The 23007-nt window shown below is 65.9% G+C and carries 20 protein-coding genes; 10 read left to right on the forward strand and 10 right to left on the reverse strand.

What is annotated here, in order from left to right:
- Window positions 1-996: a Ku protein gene (locus VUN84_00955; GenBank protein ID XAS64292.1), complete on the forward strand. Its 996-nt coding sequence runs from the start codon at window positions 1-3 to the stop codon at window positions 994-996.
- Between the two features lie 32 nt (window positions 997-1028).
- Here the strand turns inward: VUN84_00955 and VUN84_00960 are convergent, their stop codons facing one another.
- From VUN84_00960 to VUN84_00985, 6 genes are all read right to left on the reverse strand, one after another.
- Window positions 1029-1316, reverse strand: coding sequence for a Rho termination factor N-terminal domain-containing protein (locus VUN84_00960; protein ID XAS64293.1), 288 nt, complete (start codon window positions 1314-1316; stop codon window positions 1029-1031).
- 223 nt (window positions 1317-1539) lie between these two features.
- The gene (locus VUN84_00965) at window positions 1540-1818 is read right to left on the reverse strand and encodes an HPr family phosphocarrier protein (protein ID XAS64294.1); all 279 of its coding nucleotides are present in this window, start codon (window positions 1816-1818) and stop codon (window positions 1540-1542) included.
- Between the two features lie 58 nt (window positions 1819-1876).
- Window positions 1877-3913 carry a fructose-specific PTS transporter subunit EIIC gene (locus VUN84_00970; GenBank protein XAS64295.1) on the reverse strand — a complete coding sequence of 679 codons (2037 nt, stop codon included), beginning with the start codon at window positions 3911-3913 and terminating at the stop codon, window positions 1877-1879.
- 2 nt (window positions 3914-3915) lie between these two features.
- Window positions 3916-4902, reverse strand: coding sequence for a hexose kinase (locus VUN84_00975; GenBank protein XAS64296.1), 987 nt, complete (start codon window positions 4900-4902; stop codon window positions 3916-3918).
- On the reverse strand, window positions 4899-5702 hold the full coding sequence (locus VUN84_00980) for a DeoR/GlpR family DNA-binding transcription regulator (GenBank protein XAS64297.1): 804 nt from the start codon (window positions 5700-5702) through the stop codon (window positions 4899-4901). Before VUN84_00980 ends, VUN84_00975 begins: the two co-directional genes overlap by 4 nt.
- Before the next feature lie 627 nt (window positions 5703-6329).
- Window positions 6330-6593 carry a DUF6458 family protein gene (locus VUN84_00985; protein XAS64298.1) on the reverse strand — a complete coding sequence of 88 codons (264 nt, stop codon included), beginning with the start codon at window positions 6591-6593 and terminating at the stop codon, window positions 6330-6332.
- A gap of 421 nt (window positions 6594-7014) precedes the next feature.
- Here VUN84_00985 and VUN84_00990 point away from each other — a divergent pair, with 421 nt between their 5' ends.
- The 4 genes from VUN84_00990 (at window position 7015) to VUN84_01005 (ending at window position 12675) form a co-directional block, all read left to right on the forward strand.
- Complete coding sequence (locus VUN84_00990) at window positions 7015-8235, forward strand: beta-ketoacyl-[acyl-carrier-protein] synthase family protein (protein ID XAS64299.1); 1221 nt, start codon at window positions 7015-7017, stop codon at window positions 8233-8235.
- 9 nt (window positions 8236-8244) lie between these two features.
- Window positions 8245-8871, forward strand: a complete 627-nt coding sequence (locus VUN84_00995; GenBank protein ID XAS64300.1) for a phospholipase — start codon at window positions 8245-8247, stop codon at window positions 8869-8871.
- Between the two features lie 675 nt (window positions 8872-9546).
- Window positions 9547-10284 (forward strand): HAD-IA family hydrolase, encoded by a 738-nt coding sequence (locus tag VUN84_01000; GenBank protein ID XAS64301.1) that lies wholly within the window; start codon window positions 9547-9549, stop codon window positions 10282-10284.
- Window positions 10285-10344: 60 nt separating this feature from the next.
- On the forward strand, window positions 10345-12675 hold the full coding sequence (locus VUN84_01005) for a glycosyl hydrolase family 65 protein (GenBank protein ID XAS64302.1): 2331 nt from the start codon (window positions 10345-10347) through the stop codon (window positions 12673-12675).
- Between the two features lie 50 nt (window positions 12676-12725).
- On the opposite strand, the gene VUN84_01010 is transcribed toward VUN84_01005, so the two are convergent.
- A complete protein-coding gene (locus tag VUN84_01010) occupies window positions 12726-14054 on the reverse strand; it encodes an MFS transporter (protein XAS64303.1) in 1329 nt (442 codons plus the stop codon).
- A 241-nt stretch (window positions 14055-14295) separates the two neighbouring features.
- Between VUN84_01010 and VUN84_01015 the strand changes: the two genes are divergently transcribed.
- From VUN84_01015 to VUN84_01025, 3 genes are all read left to right on the forward strand, one after another.
- Entirely contained in the window at window positions 14296-15669 is a 1374-nt protein-coding gene (locus tag VUN84_01015; protein XAS64304.1) for an NAD-dependent succinate-semialdehyde dehydrogenase, read from the forward strand.
- 133 nt (window positions 15670-15802) lie between these two features.
- A complete protein-coding gene (locus tag VUN84_01020; protein XAS65909.1) occupies window positions 15803-16648 on the forward strand; it encodes a hypothetical protein in 846 nt (281 codons plus the stop codon).
- Window positions 16632-17381, forward strand: coding sequence for a 5-oxoprolinase subunit PxpA (locus VUN84_01025; protein XAS64305.1), 750 nt, complete (start codon window positions 16632-16634; stop codon window positions 17379-17381). Before VUN84_01020 ends, VUN84_01025 begins: the two co-directional genes overlap by 17 nt.
- Window positions 17382-17450: 69 nt before the next feature.
- Here VUN84_01025 and VUN84_01030 read toward each other — a convergent pair whose 3' ends face one another.
- The gene (locus tag VUN84_01030; GenBank protein ID XAS65910.1) at window positions 17451-18734 is read right to left on the reverse strand and encodes a DUF445 domain-containing protein; all 1284 of its coding nucleotides are present in this window, start codon (window positions 18732-18734) and stop codon (window positions 17451-17453) included.
- Window positions 18735-18838: 104 nt separating this feature from the next.
- Here VUN84_01030 and VUN84_01035 point away from each other — a divergent pair, with 104 nt between their 5' ends.
- Entirely contained in the window at window positions 18839-19804 is a 966-nt protein-coding gene (locus tag VUN84_01035; GenBank protein XAS64306.1) for a glycerophosphodiester phosphodiesterase family protein, read from the forward strand.
- Window positions 19805-20074: 270 nt separating this feature from the next.
- Here the strand turns inward: VUN84_01035 and VUN84_01040 are convergent, their stop codons facing one another.
- Window positions 20075-20500, reverse strand: coding sequence for a hypothetical protein (locus tag VUN84_01040; GenBank protein XAS64307.1), 426 nt, complete (start codon window positions 20498-20500; stop codon window positions 20075-20077).
- 298 nt (window positions 20501-20798) lie between these two features.
- Window positions 20799-21395 (reverse strand): TetR family transcriptional regulator, encoded by a 597-nt coding sequence (locus tag VUN84_01045; protein XAS64308.1) that lies wholly within the window; start codon window positions 21393-21395, stop codon window positions 20799-20801.
- Window positions 21396-21490: 95 nt separating this feature from the next.
- Here VUN84_01045 and VUN84_01050 point away from each other — a divergent pair, with 95 nt between their 5' ends.
- Complete coding sequence (locus VUN84_01050; GenBank protein XAS64309.1) at window positions 21491-23005, forward strand: MFS transporter; 1515 nt, start codon at window positions 21491-21493, stop codon at window positions 23003-23005.
- Window positions 23006-23007: the final 2 nt, after the last annotated feature.

The following is a 23007-nucleotide window of genomic DNA, read 5'->3' on the forward strand; positions in this document are numbered from 1 at the left end:
ATGAGAGCCATTTGGAAAGGCGCGATAGCGTTCGGGCTGGTCAACGTCCCAGTCAAGGTCTACAGCGCCACCGAAGACCATGACATCAGCCTGCATCAGGTCCACAACGACGACGGCGGACGGATCCGCTACCAGCGCCGCTGTGAGATCTGCAGCAAGGTGGTGGATTACGAGGACATCGACAAGGCCTACGAGGACGACGGCCGCACCGTGGTGCTCAGCCGCGAGGAGCTCAAGTCCATCCCGGCAGAGAACAGCCATGAGATCGACGTTGTGCAGTTTGTCCCGGCCGACCAGCTGGACCCGATGATGTTCGAGAAGAGCTACTACCTGGAGCCGGACTCCAAGTCGCCCAAGGCCTACACCCTGTTGCGCCGCGCCCTTGAGGACACGGACCGGGTGGCGATCGTCCAGTTTGCCCTCCGTGACAAAACCCGGCTGGGAGCGCTCCGGATCCGCGGCGACGTGCTGGTGCTGCAGGCGCTGCTCTGGGCAGATGAGGTGCGCGAGGCCAGCTTCCCGTCGCTCGACACGAGTGTCCGCATCTCCGCCCAGGAGCGGGAAATGTCTGCCGCACTGGTTGATTCCATGGCGGCGGACTTCGAACCGGAGCAGTTCACGGACGACTACCAGCTCCAGCTCCGCCAGCTCATTGAGGCGAAGCTGGAGAAGGGTGAATCGCTGGACACCGAGGAAACGTTCGGCGCCCCGGCTGCAGAGGCCGGCGACGGCGAAGTAATTGACCTGATGGAAGCCCTCAAGCGGAGCCTGGAGAAGAAACGCGGGGGAGGTACTGCGTCCGCCGGGGACACAGATACGCCCGCCACCAAGCCCGCGGCGAAAGCGTCCGCTGCCAAGACTCCCGCCAAGACCGCAGCCAAGTCGACGGCGGCCAAGACCGCGTCCCGGACCGCTCCCAAGACCGCGGCCGCGGCGAAGACCCCACGGAAACCCGCCGGCACGAAAACCGCGCAGACCGCGCGGAAGGAGGCCTGAGTTCTCCGCTGTCCCGGCCCTCGCCACCCGGATCAGGGGTTCCTGAGCGCGGCGATGAGTTCGTTCTTCCTCTTGCCGGAGTATCCCTTGAGGCCAATTTCCTTGGCCCGCTGCTTGAGCTGCGGAACAGTCCAGTCGTCATAGTCGCCGGACGTGCCGCCCTTGCGGGCGACCGCTGAGCGGCCCGCCTTGGCGGCGGCGTTGGAGATGCGGGCTGCCTTCTGCTCCGAGGCCCCGCCCACCAGCAGCTCTTCATAGAGTTCCGGGTCCTTGACGCTGGGGTTTTCGGCGCCGTGCGCGGCATTCTTCTTCGTTGGCATGACCTACCTCGGCACCTGGTTGTCGCGGGACTTTTCCATCCCGGCCTGTTTACCCGACTGGAGCCGTTCCAAACTATCCCCGGTGGCGCGGCCTGACAAGCGCCTACCAAGCGTGCTGAGCGCCGGCTTTGGGCCCGCTGCCGCCCGCCGTTAACGAAGCAGCCCGGCCGCACCCTCAACGGGCGCGGCCGGGCTGCCGTGTTCCAGCCAGCGGACGGTGGCGCTAGACGGCGTCGTGGTCCGTTTCCAGGATCTGGACCAGGCGCTCCAGAGCGGCGTCGGCGCCGTCGCCCTCAGCGCGCAGCACCACTACCTCACCGTGGGACGCTCCCAGGCTCATCAGGGACAGGATGCTGGCGGCGTCCATGGCCTCGTCAACCGGCTCACCCAGGCGGGCGATGGTGATTTCGAGATCGAACTCGCCCGCAGCCTCGGCGAAGATCGCGGCCGGGCGGGCGTGCAGCCCTACACGGCTGGCAATGGTGGCGTTACGTTCGGTCATTTCTGCTCCTTGGGTTTAGCTTGGGGAAAATCAGCTAGGGAAGGTCTTCCTGGCCGGTTCAGGCGGCTACGGGAACCGCTTCCACCGTATCAACCTGCTTCTTGACTGCCCAGCGCTTGAGCGCGATCACGGAGAAGGCGCTGATGACCGTTCCGACAGCGATGGCCACGACGAACATCAGGAAGTTGTCGATCGCGAAGAAGACGAAGATGCCGCCGTGCGGGGCCTTCGAGCCGACTCCGGCCGCCATGGAGATGGCTCCCGTGACGGCACCGCCGACCATGCTGGCCGGGATGACGCGCAGCGGGTCCGCCGCGGCGAACGGGATGGCGCCTTCGGAGATGAACGAGGCACCCAGCAGCCAGGCGGCCTTGCCGTTTTCCTGCTCCGCCAGGCTGAAGAGCTTCTTGTTCAACACGGTGGAGGCGAGTGCCATAGCCAGCGGCGGGACCATGCCGGCAGCCATCACAGCGGCCATGATCTGCCACGGTGCCTGGTTGGAAATGGAAGCCGCTCCGAGGCCGGCCACCGCGAAGGCGTAGGCAACCTTGTTGACCGGTCCGCCCAGGTCGAAGCACATCATCAGGCCCAGAATGACGCCGAGGGCGATGGCGCTGGCTCCGGTGAGGCTGGACAGCCAGTCGTTGAGACCAACGGTGATAGCAGCGATCGGCCCGCCCAGGATTACGAACATCAGGCCCGAGGCAACGAGGGAGGCCACAAGCGGGATGATCACCACAGGCATCAGGCCGCGCAGCCAGCGGGGAACGCTGAGCTTGCCGATCGCATGGGCCACGTAGCCGGCCAGTAGGCCGCCCACGATGCCACCGAGGAAGCCTGCGCCCATGAACCCGGCAACGGCGCCGGCAACGAAGCCCGGTGCGATACCCGGCCGGTCAGCGAGGGCGTAGGCAATATAGCCCGCCAGCGCCGGAACCAGGAACCCGAGGGAGAGGGCGCCGATTTTGAAAAGCACGGCCCCGAGGTAGGCCCCTAACGGGCCCCACGCCAGTTCCGGGTACTCGGTCGGCAGATTGCCAATAGTGTTCTCCGCGAGGATCTTGTCCGCGAAACCGGTGATGTCGTAACCGCCCAGCAGGAAGCCGAGGGCGATCAGGAGACCGCCGCCTGCCACGAAGGGAATCATGTAGCTGACGCCCGTGAGCAGAGCCTTCTTCAGCTTCGTGCCGATGTGCTCGCCTTTTTCCTCGGCCTCGTTCTGGGCCTGTTCCTCGGCACCGTAATGCGGAACGCGGCGGGCGTTCGGGTTGTCCGCTGCGGCGAGTGCTTCCTGGACCATCTTGCCGGGCTCGTCGATGCCGCGCTTGACCGGGGCGTTGATCACGGGCATGCCGGCAAAGCGTTCCTTGCCGCGCACGTCAACGTCCACGGCGAAGATGACGGCGTCGGCGGCCGCGATGACAGCAGGGTCCAGCGGCTTGGCCCCGGAGGAGCCCTGGGTTTCCACCTGCAGGTCGATACCGGCTTCCTTGGCTGCCGCCACGAGCGAATCAGCCGCCATGTAGGTGTGGGCGATGCCGGTGGGGCAAGCGGTCACAGCGACAAGGCGCTTGGCGCGGGGAGCTCCACCCGCAGGCGCGGCGGCCTTTGCTGCCGGCACAGCGGTGGAATGGGGTGCAGGTTTGTCCGCGAGGGCGCCTTCGACGAGCTCGACGACCGCGGCCGCTGAACCGGCGGCGCGCAGGGAAGCGGTGAAGTCCTTCCTGATCAAGGAGCGGGCCAGCTTGGAGAGCAGCTTCAGGTGCTCCTGGTCTGCGCCCTCGGGGGCTGCGATGAAGAAGATCAGGTCCGCGGGACCGTCTTTGGCCCCAAAGTCGACCGGGCGGGACAACCGTGCCATCGCGAGCGTCGGTTCGGTGACCGCCGTCGAGCGGCAATGCGGGATGGCGATGCCGCCGGGGACCCCGGTGGCGGTCTTCTGTTCGCGGGCGAAGGCGTCGGTGAAGAGGCCTTCAACCTCGGTGGCGCGTCCGTTGGCGGCAACTTTGCCTGCGAGGTGCCGGATCACGTCCTCGGGCGAGCTGCCCAGGTTCTGGTCGAGCTCGACCAGATCGGTGGTGATGAGCTGAGTCACTGTCAATCCTTCTTCAAGGCCGTGATGGTTACGGCATCAGGGGTGGTTTGGTGAACGGCCGGAACTGTGGAGCCCGGCAGCGAAGCGGCGGCGGCACCATGGGCCACAGCCTGACGGAGACAATCGGCCGGGGCGGCGCCCCGGCTGGAGGCGAGCAGGTAGCCGGCCAGCGAGGAATCGCCGGCGCCTACCGTGCTCACTGCAGTGACCGGCGGATGCGTGGCCAGCCACGCGCCGTCGGCCGTGACAAGGACCGCACCCTTGGAACCGAGGGTGGCCAGCACGGCGCCCACACCGGACCGGACGACGGCGGAGGCGGCCACCGCGGCTGCCTCCGGATCCGCTTCGAGTTCCTCAGCAGATTTGTGGGTGGCGAATCCGGCTGCAGCAGCCAGTTCCACCAGTTCCTCTGCGTTGGGTTTGATCAGATCCGGTTTCCCCAGTGCGTCGCCGGAAATTGCGGCGGCGAGCGGTTCGCCGGAGGAGTCGACGGCGATGAGGGGGGCCCTAGCGCCGTGATCCATGGTGCGCAGCCGCCGGGTGACGGTGGCGTAGAAATCGGCCGGAACCCCGGGTGGGAGCGATCCGGCCAGAACGACCCAGCTGGCTCCGCGGGCGCGGTCCAGGAGGAGCCCGATCAGGGCTTCCTGCTGGTCCGCGCTCAGCACCGGGCCGGGTTCGTTGATCTTGGTGGTGACGCCGCCGGGTTCGGTGAGCGCCACATTGCTGCGCAGCGGCTCGCCGATGGGGAGGGCAGCGAAGGGGACGTCGCTGTCGCGGAGACCGGCGAGGACCGGGTCCGCCTCGGCTCCGGGAAGTACGGCGACCGTCTTCAGCCCTGAAGCGACGAGGGCGCGGGAGACGTTGACTCCCTTGCCGCCGGATTCCTGCCGGACGGAGACGGCCCGCTGCACTTCGCCGCGGACCAGGGCGCCGGGCAGGGCAACGGTGCGGTCCAGGCTCGGGTTGGCGGTCAGGGTGACAATCACGCGACCACCACCTCCACGCCGGCGTCCGCGAGGGCGTCGGCCAGGTCCTGGCTGGGTTTCGTGTCAGTGATCAAGGTGTCCAGATCTTTCAACGAGGCGAACTGGACCAGTGTTTCGGTGTCCAGCTTGGAGGCATCAGCCAACACCACGATGCGGCGCGCTGATTGGACGAAGGCGGCCTTGACAGCGGCTTCTTCAGGATCGGGAGTGCTCAGCCCGAAGGCTGCGTGGATGCCGTTGGTGCCGATGAAGGCGATGTCCGGGCGGATCCGGCGGGCAGCTTCCACGGTGGACTGGCCGACGGCGGCCTGCGTGATTCCGCGGACCTTCCCGCCGAGCAGGTGCAGGGCGATGCCGGGTTCACCGGACAGCTTGGCTGCGATGGGCAGCGAGTGGGTGATGACCACGAGTTCCGCGCCGGGAGCGGAGACGGCGGCGGTTGCCGCGGTCCGGCCGGCCAGCAATTCTGCGAGGGCCTCGGTGGTGGAGCCTGCGTCGATCAGGATGCTGCCGGTGCGGTCCTGCGGAATAAGCGTCAGGGCCGCTTCGGCGATCCGGATTTTCTCCGGCTGCCGCTGGTCGGTGCGGACAAGGATGCTTTCCTCGTTGGTGCTGAAGCGGTCCGGCGACACAGCGCCGCCATGCACCCGGCGGACGCTGCCGGCTGCTTCGAGGGCGGCAAGGTCGCGGCGGACAGTCTCAGTGGTGATGCTGAAGCGATCCGCGAGGTCCGTGACGGTGGCGCGGCCGCCGGCGACAATGAGCCCCACGATCAGCTGTTGGCGTTCCTCGGCGAACACTGGCTCTCCCTTGCGTCAGTACTGCGGGCCCTCCGCCGCTTCAGTGATAGCCATCACAGGTAGTGGAGTTGATTGACTTTATCTTTGAATCTGTGGCTTTGTCAATGGAAAAACAACAAGAACACAGAAGCCCCTCGTCGGGCCCGCGGACATGCCCATTGTTTGCGCCGGGGGATGGGCATGGTGGCACTCCGCCCATCCGTGGACTCGGAGGTTGGGCATGTCCCCGTGTGGTGGGCGTTTGGGCCTGCGCGCTGCGGACATGCCCATTGTTTGCGCCGGGGGATGGGCATGGTGGGACTCCGCCCATCCGTGGACTCGGAGGTTGGGCATGTCCCCGTGGGGTGGGCGTTTGGGCCTGCGCGCTGCGGACATGCCCATTGTTTGCGCCGGGGGATGGGCATGGTGGCACTCCGCCCATCCGTGGACCCGGAGGTTGGACCTGCTCCGGGTCAGGGCATTGACACCGGAACGACAAACGCCGGGCCGGACCCTGTCAGGTCCGGCCCGGCGGTGCCGTGGTTAGTGGTGCCGTGGTATTTGGTGTGGCGGTTTTTGGTGCCGTGGTTCTTGGTGCGGTCGTCCTAAGCCGGCTGGTCCAGCGTGCTGCGCTCCGGCGCAGCGAGGCTAAATGCCGGCGTCGCGGCTCTCGTTCCGGGTGATGGTTTCGCCGGTGTTCGGGTCCACGACGGAGCGGGTTTCGCTGACGCGACGGGTGCGGCTGCGTCCGGGCGACGCCAGGATCAGGGAGGCGACCAGTCCGATCACACCGACCGCCATCAGGATGTAGCCAATCATGGTCTGGTCCACGTTGGGGATCAGTCCGGGGGTGATGGCCCACGCCAGGATGGCGCCGAGGGCGATGAGGAAAATGGAGGAACCGATTCTCATGACGTGCTCCTTGATGTCCGAAAGGACGAATAGGTATTGCTAAGCATGCTGTCCAGCGTTAGGTTACATGCCGATGCGGAGTGGTTCAACGATCTAAGCGACCCCGCTCCGGGCAGTTTTCGCATGTCAGGGCGATTTTCGCGGGGGATTCGGACGGCGGCTGCGCGGCCCCGGCGTGCGGCGGTCCCAAAATGCAGCGGAACTTTGCTGGCCCGGGTTCACAAAAATCCCGCCCCGAGGCATCGCACGTACCCTTTAAGGGTGCAGGGCATAGGGAGTCGCGGCGGACGGTCCGATCCGCGCTGCCGCCCTGATTGTTTTCACACGCTCCGCCTCAGGCTCCCCCTCCAGTTCCCAGACCGCCGGTGCCGCACCGCCCCACCCGCCGGTCCCGCTAAGAACCTCACAGAATCCGGTACCCATGCCTGACGTTTCCCCCAGAGTGGTTGTCACCGGACTTGGCGCTGTCACCCCAGTAGGTGGAACCGCGGCCGCAACGCAGTCGGCCCTGCTGGCCGGACACTCCGGGATCGCAGCGCTCGACGACGACTGGGCCGCAAGTCTTCCTGTCCGCATGGCTGGCCGGGTAAGAGTCGACGTCGCATCCTTGCTCACCACCCCCGAATACAAGCGGATGGACCGGTGCGGACACCTGGCCCTGATCGCGGCCCGCGAAGCATGGGCCCAGGCCGGCCGTCCCGACGCCGATCCGGAACGCCTCGCCGTGGTGATCGGATCCGGTTACGGCGGCCTGGACACCATCCTGGAGCAGACCCGGACGCTGGACGCGGGTGGCCCGCGCAGGGTGTCCCCCCACACCCTCACCCGGATCATGGCCAACGCGCCCGCTGCCTGGGTGTCCATCGACGTCGGCGCCAAAGGTGGTGCGCGCACGCCGGTGAGCGCCTGCGCCTCCGGGGCGGAAGCGATCTCCCAAGCCGCCGACATGATCCGGGCCGGGGCTGCGGACGTGGTGATCGCCGGAGGCGTCGATGCCTGCATTAACGGGCTTATGATCAGCGGTTTCGCGCAGATCCGCGCCTTGTCCACCCGCAACGATGACCCGCAGTCCGCCTCCCGGCCCTTCGACCGGGACCGGGACGGGTTCGTGCTGGCCGAGGGCGCGGCAGTGCTGGTCCTGGAACGCGAAGACCACGCCCGTGCCCGCGGAGCGGAGATCCTCGGCGTCGTGGCCGGAAACGCGGTGACATCCGACGCCGTCGACATCGTCGCCGCTGACCCGGCCATGCAGCGCAGGGTGATGGAGAAGGCAATTTTCGCCGCCGGTCTGGGAGCCGATGACATCGGACTGGTCCACGCCCACGCGACGTCCACGCCGGTGGGTGACCGGCTTGAAGCCGAAGCCATCCGGGCCGTGCTTGGCGACCAGGTCCCCGTGACCGCCACGAAGTCCCTCACTGGGCACCTCCTTGGCGGCGCCGGCGCGCTGGGCGCCGTCGTGCTGGTCCAGGCCCTCAAGACCGGGTCCTTTCCGGGGTCCGGCAACCTCAATGAACCCGGGGACGGGATCGACCTTAACCTCCTCCGGGACTCGGTGGTGGGCGGAGCGGCCAAAGCGGGCCTGGCCAACGCCTTCGGATTCGGCGGGCACAGCACCGCGCTGGTGATGACCGGAAGCTAGGCTGATCCGATGGAGACAGTCGCCTGGTCCAAACCGGAATCCGAACGCGCAGGAACGCCGCTGCTGGTCATGATGCACGGGTACGGCCGGGATGAATCGCGGATGGTGAAGCTTTTCGAGAGCCTGCCGGCCGGGTTCAGCTGCGCCGCGCTGCGCGGCCCCAAAGAAATCGGCGACGGCTACGGCTGGTTCGTGCTCGACTACTTCCTGACTCACGACTTCGCCGACGTCATTTCCTCGGCCAACGCCGTCCTTGGCTGGATCGAATCCGTCAAGGGCCAGCACAGCAGCGTCAGCCTGCTCGGCTACTCGCAGGGCATGGCTATGGCCACCACCCTGATGCGGCTGCGCCCGGCTCAGTTCCGTGCCGGTGTCGGCCTGTCCGGTTTCGTCCTGGACAACGAGCTCCTGGCGATGAGCGAATCATCCGACGCGCATCCGCCCTTCTTCTGGGGCCGGGACCGGGACGACCTGGTCATCAATGACGCCGCCACGGAGCACACCGGGGAATGGCTGCATCAGCACACCCAACTGACGGCGCGGACGTACCCCGGCATGGGACACTCCATCTCGGCGGCCGAACTGGTTGACGTCAGCGCCTTCCTCCGGCACTACGTGCTTCGCCCCGCCACTTGAGTGCTGCCGGCCAGACCTGCCGGCCGAATCGCGCGAGCTAAACCCCGCAGGTTAACCCCGCAGGTAAATCCCGTCAGCTGAATCCCGTCAGCTGAACTGCGTCAGCTGAACTGCGACGCCGGGAATTCCGACGCCGGGGAACCGTCACCACGTGGACGCCTGTTTCACACCCTGGCAGAGCTCCGCTGCGTGACCCCTTTCAGCACAGCACAACAGGGTCAAAAGACCTTTCTCAATAAATCCACTTGCGGGTCAATTTTGTAAGCGCTTACACTCGGTATGGGCCATGTTTAGGGCCCAGGACTTCAGGGGGAGAAAGGGCTGAGCCCCGTGTTGCAGGCCAAGCCGCCACGCGTGTTCGTGCAGAACGTTGCCGACCTGTCCCTTCGCACTTTTCCCGCCGGCTACCGCAGCCTTCCAAGTAATGCCGCCCGCCTGGGCCGCCAGTCCTTACGCCCCGGGCTTGTGGGTTCGCATGCGGGCCAGCCTCCGGAGCTCCCGCTCCTAGAGCGCCTGGGGATCCGCCGGCGTTGACCGGCGTCCGCGTGAGCGGGCGGTGGGCCGGCAGGCTGGCCCACCAATGTTCCCCGGACCGTGGCATTGACCGCCGCCGCCCGTCGTCCCCAGAATCGTCTGCCCCCAGTTTGACCCGCCGTCTGAAAGGACAACCGTTCCATGACCGAGTCACCCAACAGCACCCCTTCGAGCTGGACCGGGGCCTCCGCCATTCTCTTCGACCTTGACGGCGTCCTGACCCCCACCGCGATTGTGCACGAGCGCGCCTGGCAGGAACTTTTTGACGGGTTCCTCAAGACCGCGCCCGAGGCCGCCGGGTACCGGGAAAGTGACTACTTCGACCATATTGACGGCAAGCCGCGCTTCGACGGCGTCCGCGACTTCCTGGCCTCGCGCACCATCGTTCTGCCCGAAGGCCCGCTGGACGACGATCCGGCGCACGACACTGTCCACGGACTGGGCAATCGCAAGAACAAAGTTTTCAATGACATCGTCGAAGCCGGCGGCGTCAAGCCCTACGAGGGCTCCGTCCGATTTCTTGAGGCCGCCCTGACCCGGGGGCTCAAGGTCGCCGTCGTCTCCTCCTCGCGCAACGCCCCGGCGGTACTGAAAGCCGCGGGACTCTCGGACTACTTCCCCGTGGTGGTTGACGGTGTTGTCGCCGTCAATGAGGGGTTGCCTGGAAAGCCGAGCCCGGCGACCTACGAATACGCCGCCCGGCTGCTGGGACTGCCCTGCGCCGAGTGCGTCGTCGTGGAGGACGCTGTGTCCGGCGTCCAGGCCGGCAGCGCAGGGAACTTCCATTCGGTGATTGGTGTGGACCGTGGGGCTGGCCGGGAAGTGCTGCTCGCCGCCGGAGCCACGCTTGTGGTCAACGACCTCGAAGAACTCATCTAGCCTCTCCCCGCACGGCCCCCGAACGATTCACCTGCTTCTTTATCCGCCTGAAGGAAAATAATGGCCCTCATCACCTCGGACCGCGCACGGTTCCCCAACGACCCTTGGCAGTTGGTTGAGACCGTCCACCTTCCCGGCAATGCCGGCACGCTGGAAACCCTGTTCAGTTTGGGCAACGGGCACCTGGGCATCCGCGGCGCCCATTGGGCCGCCGCCGACGCCGAGCTGCCGGGCAGCTTCATTAACGGCTTCCACGAGACCTGGGACATCAAGCACGCTGAGAACGCCTACGGCTTCGCCCGTACCGGCCAGCGGATCCTGTACATCCCGGACGCCAACAATTTCACTGTGGTCATCGACGGCGAGACGCTGAGCCTGGAAGAATCCACCGTGCTCGACTACCGGCGGAGTGTCGACTTCGCCACCGGCGTGTACGAATGTTCGATCGCCTGGCAGTGCCGCTCCGGCGCCACCGTGACCACCACGGAACGACGTGCAGTCGGCTACCAGTCCCGCGGGGCGCTTGGCATCTCGCTGGAACTGGCCGCGGACCGGGACGTCTCCGCAGACGTCACCTCTTCGGTTATCAACCGCCAGGACCAGCCGGTCGAGGATCACTCGGCCCACGACCCCCGGCGCGCCGGCCGGCACGCCGGCCGGGTGTTGCTCCCCGTACGGCTCGACGGCGGCGACGGGTCCCTGCGTCTGTCGTGGGAGACCGCCGAGTCCAAGCAGCGCATCGGGCTGGCTGTCGACCACTGGACCAACGCCGGGGTGCAGCCCTTTGACACCCTGGTGCACGAGGACGACAGCAGCGTCCGGTACGTCCTGGCCGTGGGCGCCGACGAGCCATTCGTGCTCGAGAAGAGCGTCAGCTATGCCGTCGGGCAAGCCTCCGACGACCTCGCGGATGATGCTGAAACGGGCCTCAGGCCGCTCGCGGAGATTTTCGCCGAAAGCGCGGAGCATTACCGCACCTACTGGGCCACTGCCGACATTGTGATCGCTGGTCAGACTGAGCTTCAGCAGGCCGTCCGCTGGAACCTATTCCAGCTGGCCCAAGCCACGGCGCGCGCGGACATCGCCGGAATTCCGGCCAAGGGCGTGTCCGGCTCTGGCTATGACGGCCACTACTTCTGGGACCAGGAGGTGTATCTCATGCCATACCTGACGTACACCAGCCCCGGCAACGCCCGCCAGGTCCTCGAGTTCCGCCACGCGATGCTGCCGGAGGCCAAGATCCGCGCCAAGGAGCTCAGCGTGGAGGGCGCCCTTTTCCCGTGGCGCACCATCAACGGTCTCGAAGCCAGCGCCTACTACGCTGCCGGCACGGCCCAGTTCCACATCGCCGCCGCGATCGCCTTCGCGACCAACCGCTACATTTGGGCCAGTGGCGACCACACCTTCCAGGAAACCCTCGGTGCGGAACTGCTGATCGAGACCGCCAGGATGTGGGTCTCGCTGGGCTTTTTCGGCAAGGACGGGCTCTTCCACATCCACGGTGTCACCGGCCCGGACGAGTACACCGCCGTCGTCAATGACAACCTCTACACCAATGTCATGGCCCGGTTTAACCTGCGCGCCGCAGCAGCCCTGCACCACCCGGGGATCGACGACGCCGAGCGCCAGCTGTGGGAGCAAGCAGCCACCCGCATGCTGGTGCCCTACGACGATGACCTCCAGGTGCACTCGCAGGACAACGACTTCATGGCTCTGGAACCGTGGGACTGGAGCACGCCGCGGTCCCAATACCCGCTGCTGCTGCACTTCCACCCGTTGGTGATCTACCGCCACCAGGTGCTCAAGCAGGCGGACAGCGTGCTTGCCATGTTCCTGCAATGGCAGGACTTCACTGCCGAGGAAAAGCAGCGCGCGTTCGACTTTTACGACCCGATCACCACCGGAGATTCCACCCTGTCCGCGTGCGTGCAGGGCATCATGGCGGCCGAGGTCGGCTATGCCGAGGCCGCGCTGGAGCACTTCATCCACGCATTGTTCATCGACCTGGACGACACCCACGGCAACACGGTGGACGGTGTGCATATCGCGTCCACCGGCGGGGTCTGGAGCTCGCTGGTCAGCGGCTTCGCAGGCCTAAGGGACCAGGGCGCCGTGCCGTACTTCGACCCCCGGCTGCCGGCCGGGTGGGACGGGCTGTCCTTCCACCTGAAAATCCAAGGCAGGCTGCTGCAGCTTGAACTGGAGCAGGGCGCCATCAGCCTGACCGTGCGCGAGGGCGGGCCGCTGGACATCGACGTCCGCGGCGAGCTGCTCACGGTCGACGGCGATCCGGTGCGGGTTCAGCTGGCTCCGGTTGCGGTGCCTGAGCCCACGGTCTTCCCGAGCGGACTCCCGACGGCGTCCATCCCGATCGTGCGCGTGGCGGTCTGAGCCGCGCTGCTTCGGACCTGGGTGCCCCGCCCGCAGGCTTCGGCCCGGGGTCACACCGCATCCACGAGGCCGTCGACCAGCGGATGTGCGGCCTCATCGGCCGGCATCCGCGCGACGGCCAGGGCAATCACGGCCATGACCGGGCACACCGTCCCCGCGACGAGGAAAATTAACTCCACCGGGAGGACCTCGGCGGCGGGCCCTGCGAGGGCCATGGAGACCGGCATCAGGGCAAGGGACACGAAGAAATCCAGGCTGGAGACCCGGCCCAGCAGGTGCGGCGGTACCCGGCGCTGCAGCAGTGTTCCCCAGATGACCATGCCCACGCCGCCGGTGGCGCCGAAGATAAAGAGCGCGGCCGCCAGCACCCAGAAGCTGTCGATGACGCCAACGGCGGCGAGTGGCAGGCTGCCGGCACCCCAGCTGACCATCATCACGCTGAGGTAGCGGCGCGGAAGGGGAAAGGAGGCTGTGGCCAGTGAGGCTGCAGCCCCGCCAACGCCCATGATCGCGAGCAGGAAACCGAACATCCGTGAGTCGCCGCCGAGCTGATCGCGGATCACGAACGGCAAAAGCACTTCAATGGGGCCGATCAGGAACAGCACGGAGATGCAGGCCCACAGCAGCGTCCACAGCAGCCAGGGCGTGCGAAGTGTGTAGCTGACCCCTTCGCGGAGATCGTGCAGCACGGACGTCGCAGCCGTTCCGCCGGGTCCGGGAGCAGCGCCGTCAACGAGGCCATGCCCTCCTTCTGCCGCCACGTCCGTCTCTGGGCCTGACGCCTGGCGTGGCTGGTGGCGGAGAAAGTTAAGGATGGAAAATGCCACCAGGTGGCACGCCGCCACGCCGGTCACTGCGTGCGCGGGGGACAGGGCGGCAACCAGGACGCCGGCGACGGCGGGACCGGCGGCCTGCTGCAGGATGGGCCGCATAGTGCCCTCCATGCCGTTTGCCGCGAGCAGGTCCTCCGGCGGAAGGATCCTGGGGAGTATGGCGGAGTAGGCCGGAAAAAAGAACGCCGCCCCGACTCCCAGCACAAACGCACCGAGCGCCAGATGCCAGAGCTGCAGCCAGCCAAGCATGGCCAGCCCGCTGATGGCGGCGATGACGGCCAGGTTGGCTCCTTCCACCGCGATGATGAGGAGCCGCTGCGGGAACCGGTCCGCCGCCACCCCGCCCGCAAGAACAAAGACGACGAGGCCCACGCTGCCAGCCGCGGCAACAAGGGACAGCTCCAGCGGGCCCCCGCCCAGATGAATGACCTCGTAGACCATCGCCACGGCCCACATTCCGGAGCCAAAAATGGAGATGGCCAGAGCTGCAATGAGCACGCGGTATTCCCGGTGTGCGAACGGGCGCAGGGCCCTCAGTGAGCGCATGGCTCCAGTCTAAAGGTCCGGCCAGGCAAGGGCCGGCAGTTTTCGGACCCGGATGATCCGATGGAATAGGCGTCGCCGCGCCGGGGTTACGCATGGTGGACGGGCAACCCCACCGGGAGTGCCCGTTTCTACGAAATGGGCACCGATCGGCTCCCACGCAGTTGCAGCGCCATGCTGTTGAAGCGGGGGCGGGCAGGGGCCCACTAAGGCTGGACCAATCAGAATCGGAGATGGTGGATAGATGACTGCCTACAAGACAGTAAACCCCGCGACCGGAGAGACATTGAAAGAATTCCCGCTCGCTACCGCGGGTGAGGTGGAGCAAGCGCTCGCAGCCTCGAAGGCTGCGTTCGCGGACTGGCAGGCGGCCCCCGTGAAGGCCCGCGCCAAGGTGATTGCGCGTGTGGCTGAGCTCTACCGGGAGCGTCAGGACGAACTGGCGCGGCTGATCGCCACGGAGATGGGCAAGCCGCTCGCCCAGTCACGGGGCGAGGTGGGGCTGGTCGCCGACATTTATTCCTACTACGCCGAAGAGGGTCCGTCCTTCCTTGCGGACGAGGTGCTGGACGTCAAGGGCGGCGGCGAAGCAATCGTCCGCTCCGCCCCGGTGGGACCGCTGCTGGGCATCATGCCGTGGAACTACCCCTATTACCAGGTGGCCCGGTTCGCCGCGCCCAACCTGATCCTCGGCAACACCATCCTGCTCAAGCACGCCGGCAGCTGCCCCCAGTCGGCCCTCGCCATCGAGCAGATCTTCAAGGACGCAGGACTCCCCGAGGGCGCCTACATCAACATGTTCCTGAGCAACGACCAGGTGGCTGAAGTCATCGCGGATGACCGCGTCCAGGGCGTTTCCCTGACCGGCAGCGAGCGGGCCGGATCGGCTGTCGCCGAGGTGGCCGGCCGGAACCTGAAGAAGTATGTGCTGGAGTTGGGCGGCAGTGATCCGTTCATCGTCCTTGACTCCGATGATCTGGACGCCACCGTCAAGGCCGCGGTCAGCGGGCGGATGGGGAACGCCGGCCAGGCGTGCACCGCATCGAAGCGCTTCATTATCCTTGAGGACCTCTACGAGGACTTCGTGGAGAAATTCACCGCGAAAATGTCCGTGATCAAGCCGGGAGACCCGCTGCTCGCCGACACGCGCTTCGGGCCGCTCTCTTCGCAGAGCGCCGCCGACGGGCTGATCGAACAAATCCAGGACGCTGTGGACAAGGGCGCCACCCTGCGCACCGGCGGTCACCACGTTGACGGCCCCGGCGCTTACGTTGAACCCACCGTGCTGACCGATGTCACCCCGGGAATGCGCGCGTTCGCCGAAGAACTCTTCGGCCCGGCAGCGGTCATCTACAAGGTCGCAAGCGTAGAGGAAGCCATCGAGCTGGCCAACGGTTCCCCGTACGGTCTGGGCGGCGCAGTCTTCAGCGCCGACACGGACAAGGCCAAGGAAGTAGCGGACCGGCTGGACACCGGAATGGTCTTCATCAACTCCGTCGCCGAAACCCAGGCGGACCTGCCGTTCGGCGGCGTCAAGCGCTCCGGCGTCGGGCGGGAACTGGCACGATTCGGCATGAACGAGTTCGTTAACAAGAAGCTCATCCGGACCCCGCGCTAAACGCGGCAGGAGCCTGCGGGCAGGCTGAGGGCGGGTGGGCACAATGCCCGCCCGCCCTCGCTGTGCGCCGGCTCCGGCTAATGTTAAGCAAAGGAAGAACCTCAGCACACTTACGGTTCACGGAGAGGCGATGATGGCCAAGCGCAGCAACCCGGCAATGAAGATTGCCCAGCAGTCAGCACATAACGCGATGTTCGATGCCCAGGGCAAGCCCAAGCAGGGCGTGCATAACGTGCTCCTGCGGGCCGTTGAAGTTCAGCGCCCGCTGGTTCTGGCGAATCTCCGCCGGCTCCAGCGGAAGCACCCCCACGCCACGGCGGCGCAGCTCGCCGCGACGCTGGAACGCGATTACCTCGTGGCCGTCACAGGCGGCGGCGCGCTCGTCGGCGGAGCAGCCGTGATTCCCGGTGTTGGAACCGCAGCAGCCCTGGGGCTCTCGGCCGCCGCGACCGTTGGATTCCTTGAGGCCACTGCGCTGTATTCCACCTCCCTCGCCGAACTTCACGGGGTACGGCTGGAAGACCCGGAACGAGCCAGCACCCTGGTCATGGCGATCATGCTGGGCGAGGAAGGCACCGCACTGCTGAGCTCAGTGAGCGGACAGGCGGCCGGGCAGGGGAAGGGCCCCACACAGGCCTGGGGCTCCCTCTTCGCCCGCCGGGCCCCTCTTGCCGGCTTTGGCTCGGTGCGGGAACGGATCCAGACGATGTTCCTGCGGACCCTGTTGAAGAAGCAGGGCACCGCCCTGTTGGGACGGGCACTGCCGTTTGGCATCGGCGCTGTGGTGGGCGGCGTGGGCAACCGGATGATGGGCCGGGCCGTCGTCGCGAACGCCAAGGAAGCATTCGGCCCGATGCCGCTCGTCATTCCTGGCGAGCTGGGCGGCACCAACGACTTTGACGGCCCGCCGGCTGTCCAGGGCCAGGACGTCAAGGGCGGACACGGCACGGAAGGGGCACGTCGTGGACCTAAACGCTGACTTGGGGGAGTCCTTCGGGACCTGGACCATGGGTGACGACGCAGCGATGATCCCGCTCGTTACGAGCGCCAGCGTGGCCTGCGGCCTGCACGCCGGGGACCCCGTGACCATGCTGGACACCTGCCGGGCAGCCTATGAGCTCGATGTCCGCGTCGGGGCGCACTTGGGCTATCCGGATCTCGCCGGGTTCGGCCTCCGGTCCATGGACATTACCTTCGATGATCTTTTCGGCGCCGTGCTGTACCAGCTCGGCGCCCTGGACGGGGTGGCCCATGCCGTCGGCGCCTCCGTGGAGTACGTCAAGCTGCACGGCGCGCTGTACGACCGGACGGTGCGCGACGCCGAGCAGGCGTCCGCCGTGGTGGCTGCCATCCAGGCCTATGACCCCGGTCTTCCGATCCTGGGCTTCCCGGGCTCGGCCCTCCTTAGCCTCGCCCGGGAGGCCGGCCATCCGGTCTTCGCCGAAGCCTTCGCAGACCGCGCTTACCTGCCCGACGGTACCCTCCTGCCGCGCTCGCAGGACGGTGCAGTGCTGGACGATGTCGACCGGATTGCCGAACGGGCCGTGCGCCTCGCCACCAAAGGCGAGGTTGAGGCCGTGGACGGCACAGTGCTCCGGATCGAAGCCCACTCCCTGTGCCTGCACGGCGATACTCCCGGCTCCGCCGCTACAGCCGCCTCAGTCCGGGCAGCCCTCGAAGGTGCCGGCGTGGAACTGGAGAGCTTCGCCTGAGCCCGGCCTGAACGGTCCGCCGCACGCCCCCGCTCCAGCAGCTCCCCGCAGCCGCGGAGCGTCGGGCTGCTAGCCGAAGGCCAGGTGTGCCACCGCGAAAATCGCAAGCCCGGCGAGGGCTCCCACCACAGTGCCGTTGATCCGGATGAACTGCAGGTCCTTACCGATCTGGAGTTCGATCTTCTGCGAGGTTTCCTCGGCGTCCCAACGTGCCACGGTGTCGGTAATTACGCCCGCGATGTCTGAGCGGTACGTTTTCACGAGGTACCCGGCGGCGTCCCCGATCCACTTGTTCACCTTGCCGGCAAGCTCGGGGTCGACCACCAGCCGGGTGCCGAAGTCGTGCACGGCGGCTTTGAACCGGACGGTGAGTTCGCTGTGCGGATCGTCGACGGCGGAGAGCAGTGCGGCCTTGATGGTCCCCCAGGTACGGGAGGCCAGTTCGCGGATCTCGGGATCACCGAGAACCTGGGCTTTGATGCCCTCGGCCCGGGCGATCATCACCGGATCGTGCTGCAAATCCTGGGCGAGGTCCTTGAGGTACTTGTCGATCGACAGGCGGACCTGGTGCTGCGGGTCCGCCTGCACAGCGCGGGTGAACTTCAGGATCTCCACGTAGACCTTGTCTCCCACCAGCCCGTCAACGAATGATGGCACCCAGGTGGGGGAACGGTCGGTCACCAGATGGTTGACCGTCTCCTGGTTGTCCCGCACCCAGTCGACGGTCCGGTCCACAAGCACATCCACCAGGGCGTGGTGATGGCCGTCGTCGAAAATCCGCTGTGCGACCCGACCCACCGGAGGACCCCACGGCGGAGTCAGCAGATGCCGGCGGACCATTCCCTCGATGACTGCCTGCACGTCGTCGTCATTGAGCACCGTAAAGGCTCCGCGGATGACGGCGGCGCCCTCCTTGGCGACGCGTTCCGGGCCGCCGGGGCCGGAGAGCCAGGCGCCTGCCTTGCGGGCGATGTCGACAGAGGCGAGTTTTTGCTGGACCACATCCTCGGAGAGGAAGTTGGTTTCCACAAATTCGCCCAGCGAGGCTCCAATTTGGTCCTTGCGCTGCGGAATGATGGCGGTGTGCGGGATCTTGAGACCCATCGGATACTTGAATAAGGCCGTCACTGCGAACCAGTCGGCGAGGGCACCCACCATGCCACCCTCAGCCGCGGCGCGGACATACTCAAGCCAGGGGTACTGCTTCTGGAGTGCGAAGGCGACCACAAAAATGATGGCCATCAGGATCAGCAGCGAGAGGGCCAGCAGCTTCATCCTCCGCAGCGCGGATGCCTTTTCGGCGTCGCTGGAGGCTATGGATGAGCGGGGGTCGGGGGTGCCGGTGGCCGGCATCCCGGAACCGCTGGGCCCCTCCGGGCGGGTACTTGTTTCAGTGTTCACCTGCATGTGCCCAGCCTAGCCCGGCTTTGTGGGCGGCCGTCGGCTAACGTGTCAGCATGACGACTGACGAGTCCGCTGCAGAACGTCCGCTGGTCTACGCCCACCGGGGTTCCAGCGGAGTATTCGCCGAGCACACCAGGGCCGCCTACTTGCAGGCGATAGCTGACGGCGCCGACGGGGTGGAGTGCGATATCCACCTCACCCGGGACCAGCAGGCGGTGCTGCTGCATGACGCCACCTTGGACCGCACCTCGGACGGCACCGGCCCGGTGGCCGACCGGACCCTTGAGGAGCTTCGACAGCTCGACTTCTCCTCCTGGAAAGGCGCCCGAATTCCGGACGAGTACGGCGGCCGGTCAACCCAGCTTCTGACCCTCCCGGACGTGCTGGACATTTTGCGGACGGCGGATCGAAAGATTGGTCTTGCCATCGAGCTCAAACACCCGAGTCCCTTCCAGCTGAAGCTCGAAGACCGGGTCCTGGAGGTCCTCGCCGCCGAGGGCTGGGATCCGATAACGTCCCGGCTCGGCAACATCGAGGTCTCGTTCATGAGTTTCAGCCCTGAGGCCGTGAAGCACCTGCTGGAATCCGTCCCGCCCTCCGCTGTGTGCCAGCTCGTGGACGACGTCGAAGTCGAGGAAATTCGCGAGGAACTCGGCCTTGGGCCAATCACCGGCGGGGCGTTGGCCAACGTCATGAGGGCCGCGCAAACCGAGGCCGAGCGGATTCTGGACGACTGCGAGGCTGGTCTTGCCGGCCCCGGTATCGACTACGTCCGCGGGCATTCGCGCACTATCCGGCGCTGGCTGAATTCCGGCCGCCGCTTCCGGGTCTGGACCGTGGACTCCGAATACGACGTCGCACTGTGCCGGGAGCTGGGACTTCACGAGGTGACCACGAACTGGCCCGCGCGCGTCTTGGCCCAGCTCTCGGCCGGCCCTCACAGCATTGAAACCCAGGGCGACGGAATCCAGGACCTCGGGATTCAGCTGCCCAGGGCCGGCAACCTCGGCAGCCGGTAGACGAAGCTCCGGGCAGGACGAATAATCCGGGGCAAAAGGTCATTTGAGACATCGGGAGCCTGCTTCAGGCCGCCAGTTGGCACCTTGTGGGTAGAGGGTCGACGGGGAGTTCCTGGTCAGCGGCCGTGCCGGGGTCCGGCGGCAGTCCCGAGTCCAGCTCCGCGTCTGGCTGTCAGTTTCTGAAGCCGACTGCACAGACTGTCCAAAGCCGTCTGCTCCGCTCGCCCCTGGGGGATTCGCTTACGGAGGGGCAACAGTATCTTCGCTGCCCTATTCCACTGCCGAAAGCGTTGCCCATGCGACATCGATGACGCAGAGCTCATCGTCAGTCTCACGGAAGAAGACATCGCCCGGGTAGGTGGTGCCCGATGTTGCACCCTCGGGTAAGCCCTCCAGGTTGATGCTCCACTTCGGATTGAGCGCTGCTTGGTCCTTCCAATACGTGCCGGTAAATTTCTCCGGTTCACCAGCAGACAGCGAAGACCAGTCGCTGGGTTTGCCAAAATCTGCGGTGGAGCCATCGCAGACAAGGTCCGACGGTTCGCCCGCAGCCAGGTCGGCAATGAGCTTCTCCGTCGCTTCAATGACTTTGGAGCCGTCCCTTCCCCAGATTAGTGTGTCGATCGAGCAGCCAGCTAACAGCACGATTAAGGCTCCCCCAGATAGTCCATAAACCGCTCTTCGCCCCAAGTCCATGTCTCCAACCTAGGGCCCTTACCTTCAAAAAACGACCCTCGCTGTGGGCTCTGCGTGGCCGTGAGGCAAGAATCGAATACATGAGAGGCGGTAGATCAAAGCGAAAAATTGGCGTCCGGTAAGGGATCGGCTACCGGGCGCTGGGGCGCCCGCTGAACCACCGGTTTCCTGGGCATCCACCTAACTAGTCTGTGAGCCGTCCCGGGTTACGTCCCGACGGGCGGCGTGCCTTCGACAGTGCTTCGTGGCGGACCACGCGGTCCTCTCGAGCGGCGTCACGGACTTCGGGTGCCGGGGCCTAGTCGAGATCCACGGTGAGGACGAGTTCGATCGCTTTTGCGATCAGCTCAAGCTCGGCTGTCTCGTCCAGCGTGGGCCATTCGATCCTGATGTCCAGCATCTCGTGCACGAAGGTCATCCCGGCAACGATGGAGGAGAGCAGGACAGCGCGCTCCTTAGGCCGGGACAGTCCAAGTTCAGTGATCATGGGAAGCATCATTCGGCTGACGAACACTTCGCGCAGCTGTGCCACCGCCTCTGGCTTTGAACTGGCTGCCCTGATGATTCCGAGAACATTGCTTGCCCCAGGCGAGTTGACGGCCTCGAGTATCCGCCGTCCGATCGCTCGGGCGGCATCTGCCCGCGGCATAGCTGCCATGAGCTTCGGTGCAGCAAGGGCGGCCTCGCTGGGTTCGGGCATTGCTGCCGCGAACAGGTGCTCCTTGCTCAAAAAGTAGTAGATCACGAGACTCGGATCAACGCCGGCGCGTTCCGCGATCAAGCGGATGGTGGTGCGCTGATACCCGTGCTCGGCGAAGAGCGCTCGGGCCGCCTCCAGGATCTCCTGCCGGCTTTCGCTCGTGCCCTTCCGGCGACCCGGTTTTGCAGCGGTCATTCTCTCAACCCGGCCTTCTTATGTTCCTTGACAGTCAATGCTAGCGGACCCTACGATCAAAATTAAACAGCTGTTGAAATAGTGGAGTCAGGCTCATGGACGTCGGAACGAACGGTGCTGGTCCCCAACGGGGAAGCGTGCAAGGTCAGGACTCGAACCGTTGGCGCGCTCTCGTTGTCATTGCTTTGGCGCAGCTTATGGTCGTTCTCGACGGATCGATCGTAAACATCGCGCTGCCCTCCATCCAGGCAGACCTGGGCATCACCGATGATAACCGTCAATGGATCATTACCGCCTACACCCTCGCGTTCGGCAGTCTTCTTCTGCTGGGCGGCCGGATCGCGGACTATGCAGGCCGAAAGCGGATGTTCATCATCGGCCTCCTTGGCTTCGCAGTCGCCTCCGCGCTTGGCGGGCTCCTGCCTCAGGCCGGCGCGTTGGCCGGGGTCATTTTCGCATCGCGTGGTCTTCAGGGGTTGTTCGCGGCCCTGCTTGCTCCGGCGGCCCTCTCGCTGATCAGCGTCACCTTTTCCGATTCCAAAGAACGCGCGCGAGCCTTCGGCGTCTATGGGGCCATTGCCGGTGGAGGCGCAGCAATTGGGTTGATCCTGGGCGGGGTACTTACGGAGTACGCGAGCTGGAGGTGGTGCCTGCTGGTGAACGTGCCAATCTCTGTGATCGCCGCCGTCCTGGCCGTCTACTTTGTTCGGGAGTCGCGCACCCCCGGCCGGCCTCGTTATGACGTTCCCGGGGCACTGACCGTCACGGCGGGTCTCTTCTTTCTCGTCTACGGGATCAGTCAGGCCGAAAGCTCCGGGTGGGGAAGTAGCGCGACGGCGGGGTACCTCGCCCTTGCAGTTGTTCTTCTCGTGTCCTTCGTCGTTATCCAGACGAGGTCGGCTGCGCCGATGCTTCCGTTGCGGATTATCCGCAACCGGCAGCGCGGCGGTGCATATCTTGCCGCGTTCTTCGTCGGCACAGGCGGCTTGTCGTTCTTCCTATTCCTGTCCTACTTCCTGCAGCTCATTCTCCGGCTCACTCCGGTTCAGTCAGGCCTGTCCTTCCTGCCATTCTCCGCCGGGGTGATCCTCAGCGCCGGAATTGCCAGTCAGCTCCTACCCAGATTCGGACCGCGTTTTGTGACGTTCACCGGCTTCATGCTCATGTCCGGGGCGATGCTCGGATTTGCCCAGCTCACACCCTCAAGCTCATACCTGAGCGCGGTGCTCCCGTTCATGATTCTGGCCAGCCTCGGCTTCGGTCTTATTTTCGTGCCGTTGTCTTCGACTGCCCTGTCCGCAGTAGAAGTCAGGGACAGCGGGATTGCCTCCGCAACGCTCAACACCAGTCAACAAATCGGCGGAACCATCGGCATCGCGGCCCTCAACACCGTCGCGGCGTCGATGACCACCCGCTATGCCTCAGACCATACGTTGAATGCTCCCACTCCCGACGCGCTCGTCGTCGGCTACGTGGCAGCCTTCGAGATCAGCTCGGTGGTGTTGCTGCTCATGGGGATTGCTTGGGTCTTCATCATCGGCAAGAACAGTCGGCTTACCGATGACCACGTTGGGGCCAAAGCCAGCGCAACGCCAGCGCCTTCGGCCTGAAG

The sequence above is a fragment of the Micrococcaceae bacterium Sec5.8 genome (genome assembly GCA_039636775.1).
Taxonomy (GTDB): domain Bacteria; phylum Actinomycetota; class Actinomycetes; order Actinomycetales; family Micrococcaceae; genus Arthrobacter.

What these genes read in the sequence shown, in the direction of transcription:
- VUN84_00985 (XAS64298.1), bottom strand. Translation starts at nt 6,593, where the DNA reads ATGAGAATCGGTTCCTCCATTTTCCTCATCGCCCTCGGCGCCATCCTG.
- VUN84_01040 (XAS64307.1), bottom strand. Translation starts at nt 20,500, where the DNA reads ATGGACTTGGGGCGAAGAGCGGTTTATGGACTATCTGGGGGAGCCTTA.
- VUN84_01045 (XAS64308.1), bottom strand. Translation starts at nt 21,395, where the DNA reads ATGACCGCTGCAAAACCGGGTCGCCGGAAGGGCACGAGCGAAAGCCGG.
- VUN84_01020 (XAS65909.1), top strand. Translation starts at nt 15,803, where the DNA reads ATGGCCAAGCGCAGCAACCCGGCAATGAAGATTGCCCAGCAGTCAGCA.
- VUN84_01015 (XAS64304.1), top strand. Translation starts at nt 14,296, where the DNA reads ATGACTGCCTACAAGACAGTAAACCCCGCGACCGGAGAGACATTGAAA.
- VUN84_00965 (XAS64294.1), bottom strand. Translation starts at nt 1,818, where the DNA reads ATGACCGAACGTAACGCCACCATTGCCAGCCGTGTAGGGCTGCACGCC.
- VUN84_01000 (XAS64301.1), top strand. Translation starts at nt 9,547, where the DNA reads ATGACCGAGTCACCCAACAGCACCCCTTCGAGCTGGACCGGGGCCTCC.
- VUN84_01005 (XAS64302.1), top strand. Translation starts at nt 10,345, where the DNA reads ATGGCCCTCATCACCTCGGACCGCGCACGGTTCCCCAACGACCCTTGG.
- VUN84_01035 (XAS64306.1), top strand. Translation starts at nt 18,839, where the DNA reads ATGACGACTGACGAGTCCGCTGCAGAACGTCCGCTGGTCTACGCCCAC.
- VUN84_01010 (XAS64303.1), bottom strand. Translation starts at nt 14,054, where the DNA reads ATGCGCTCACTGAGGGCCCTGCGCCCGTTCGCACACCGGGAATACCGC.
- VUN84_01050 (XAS64309.1), top strand. Translation starts at nt 21,491, where the DNA reads ATGGACGTCGGAACGAACGGTGCTGGTCCCCAACGGGGAAGCGTGCAA.
- VUN84_00955 (XAS64292.1), top strand. Translation starts at nt 1, where the DNA reads ATGAGAGCCATTTGGAAAGGCGCGATAGCGTTCGGGCTGGTCAACGTC.
- VUN84_00960 (XAS64293.1), bottom strand. Translation starts at nt 1,316, where the DNA reads ATGCCAACGAAGAAGAATGCCGCGCACGGCGCCGAAAACCCCAGCGTC.
- VUN84_01030 (XAS65910.1), bottom strand. Translation starts at nt 18,734, where the DNA reads ATGCCGGCCACCGGCACCCCCGACCCCCGCTCATCCATAGCCTCCAGC.
- VUN84_00990 (XAS64299.1), top strand. Translation starts at nt 7,015, where the DNA reads ATGCCTGACGTTTCCCCCAGAGTGGTTGTCACCGGACTTGGCGCTGTC.
- VUN84_00995 (XAS64300.1), top strand. Translation starts at nt 8,245, where the DNA reads ATGGAGACAGTCGCCTGGTCCAAACCGGAATCCGAACGCGCAGGAACG.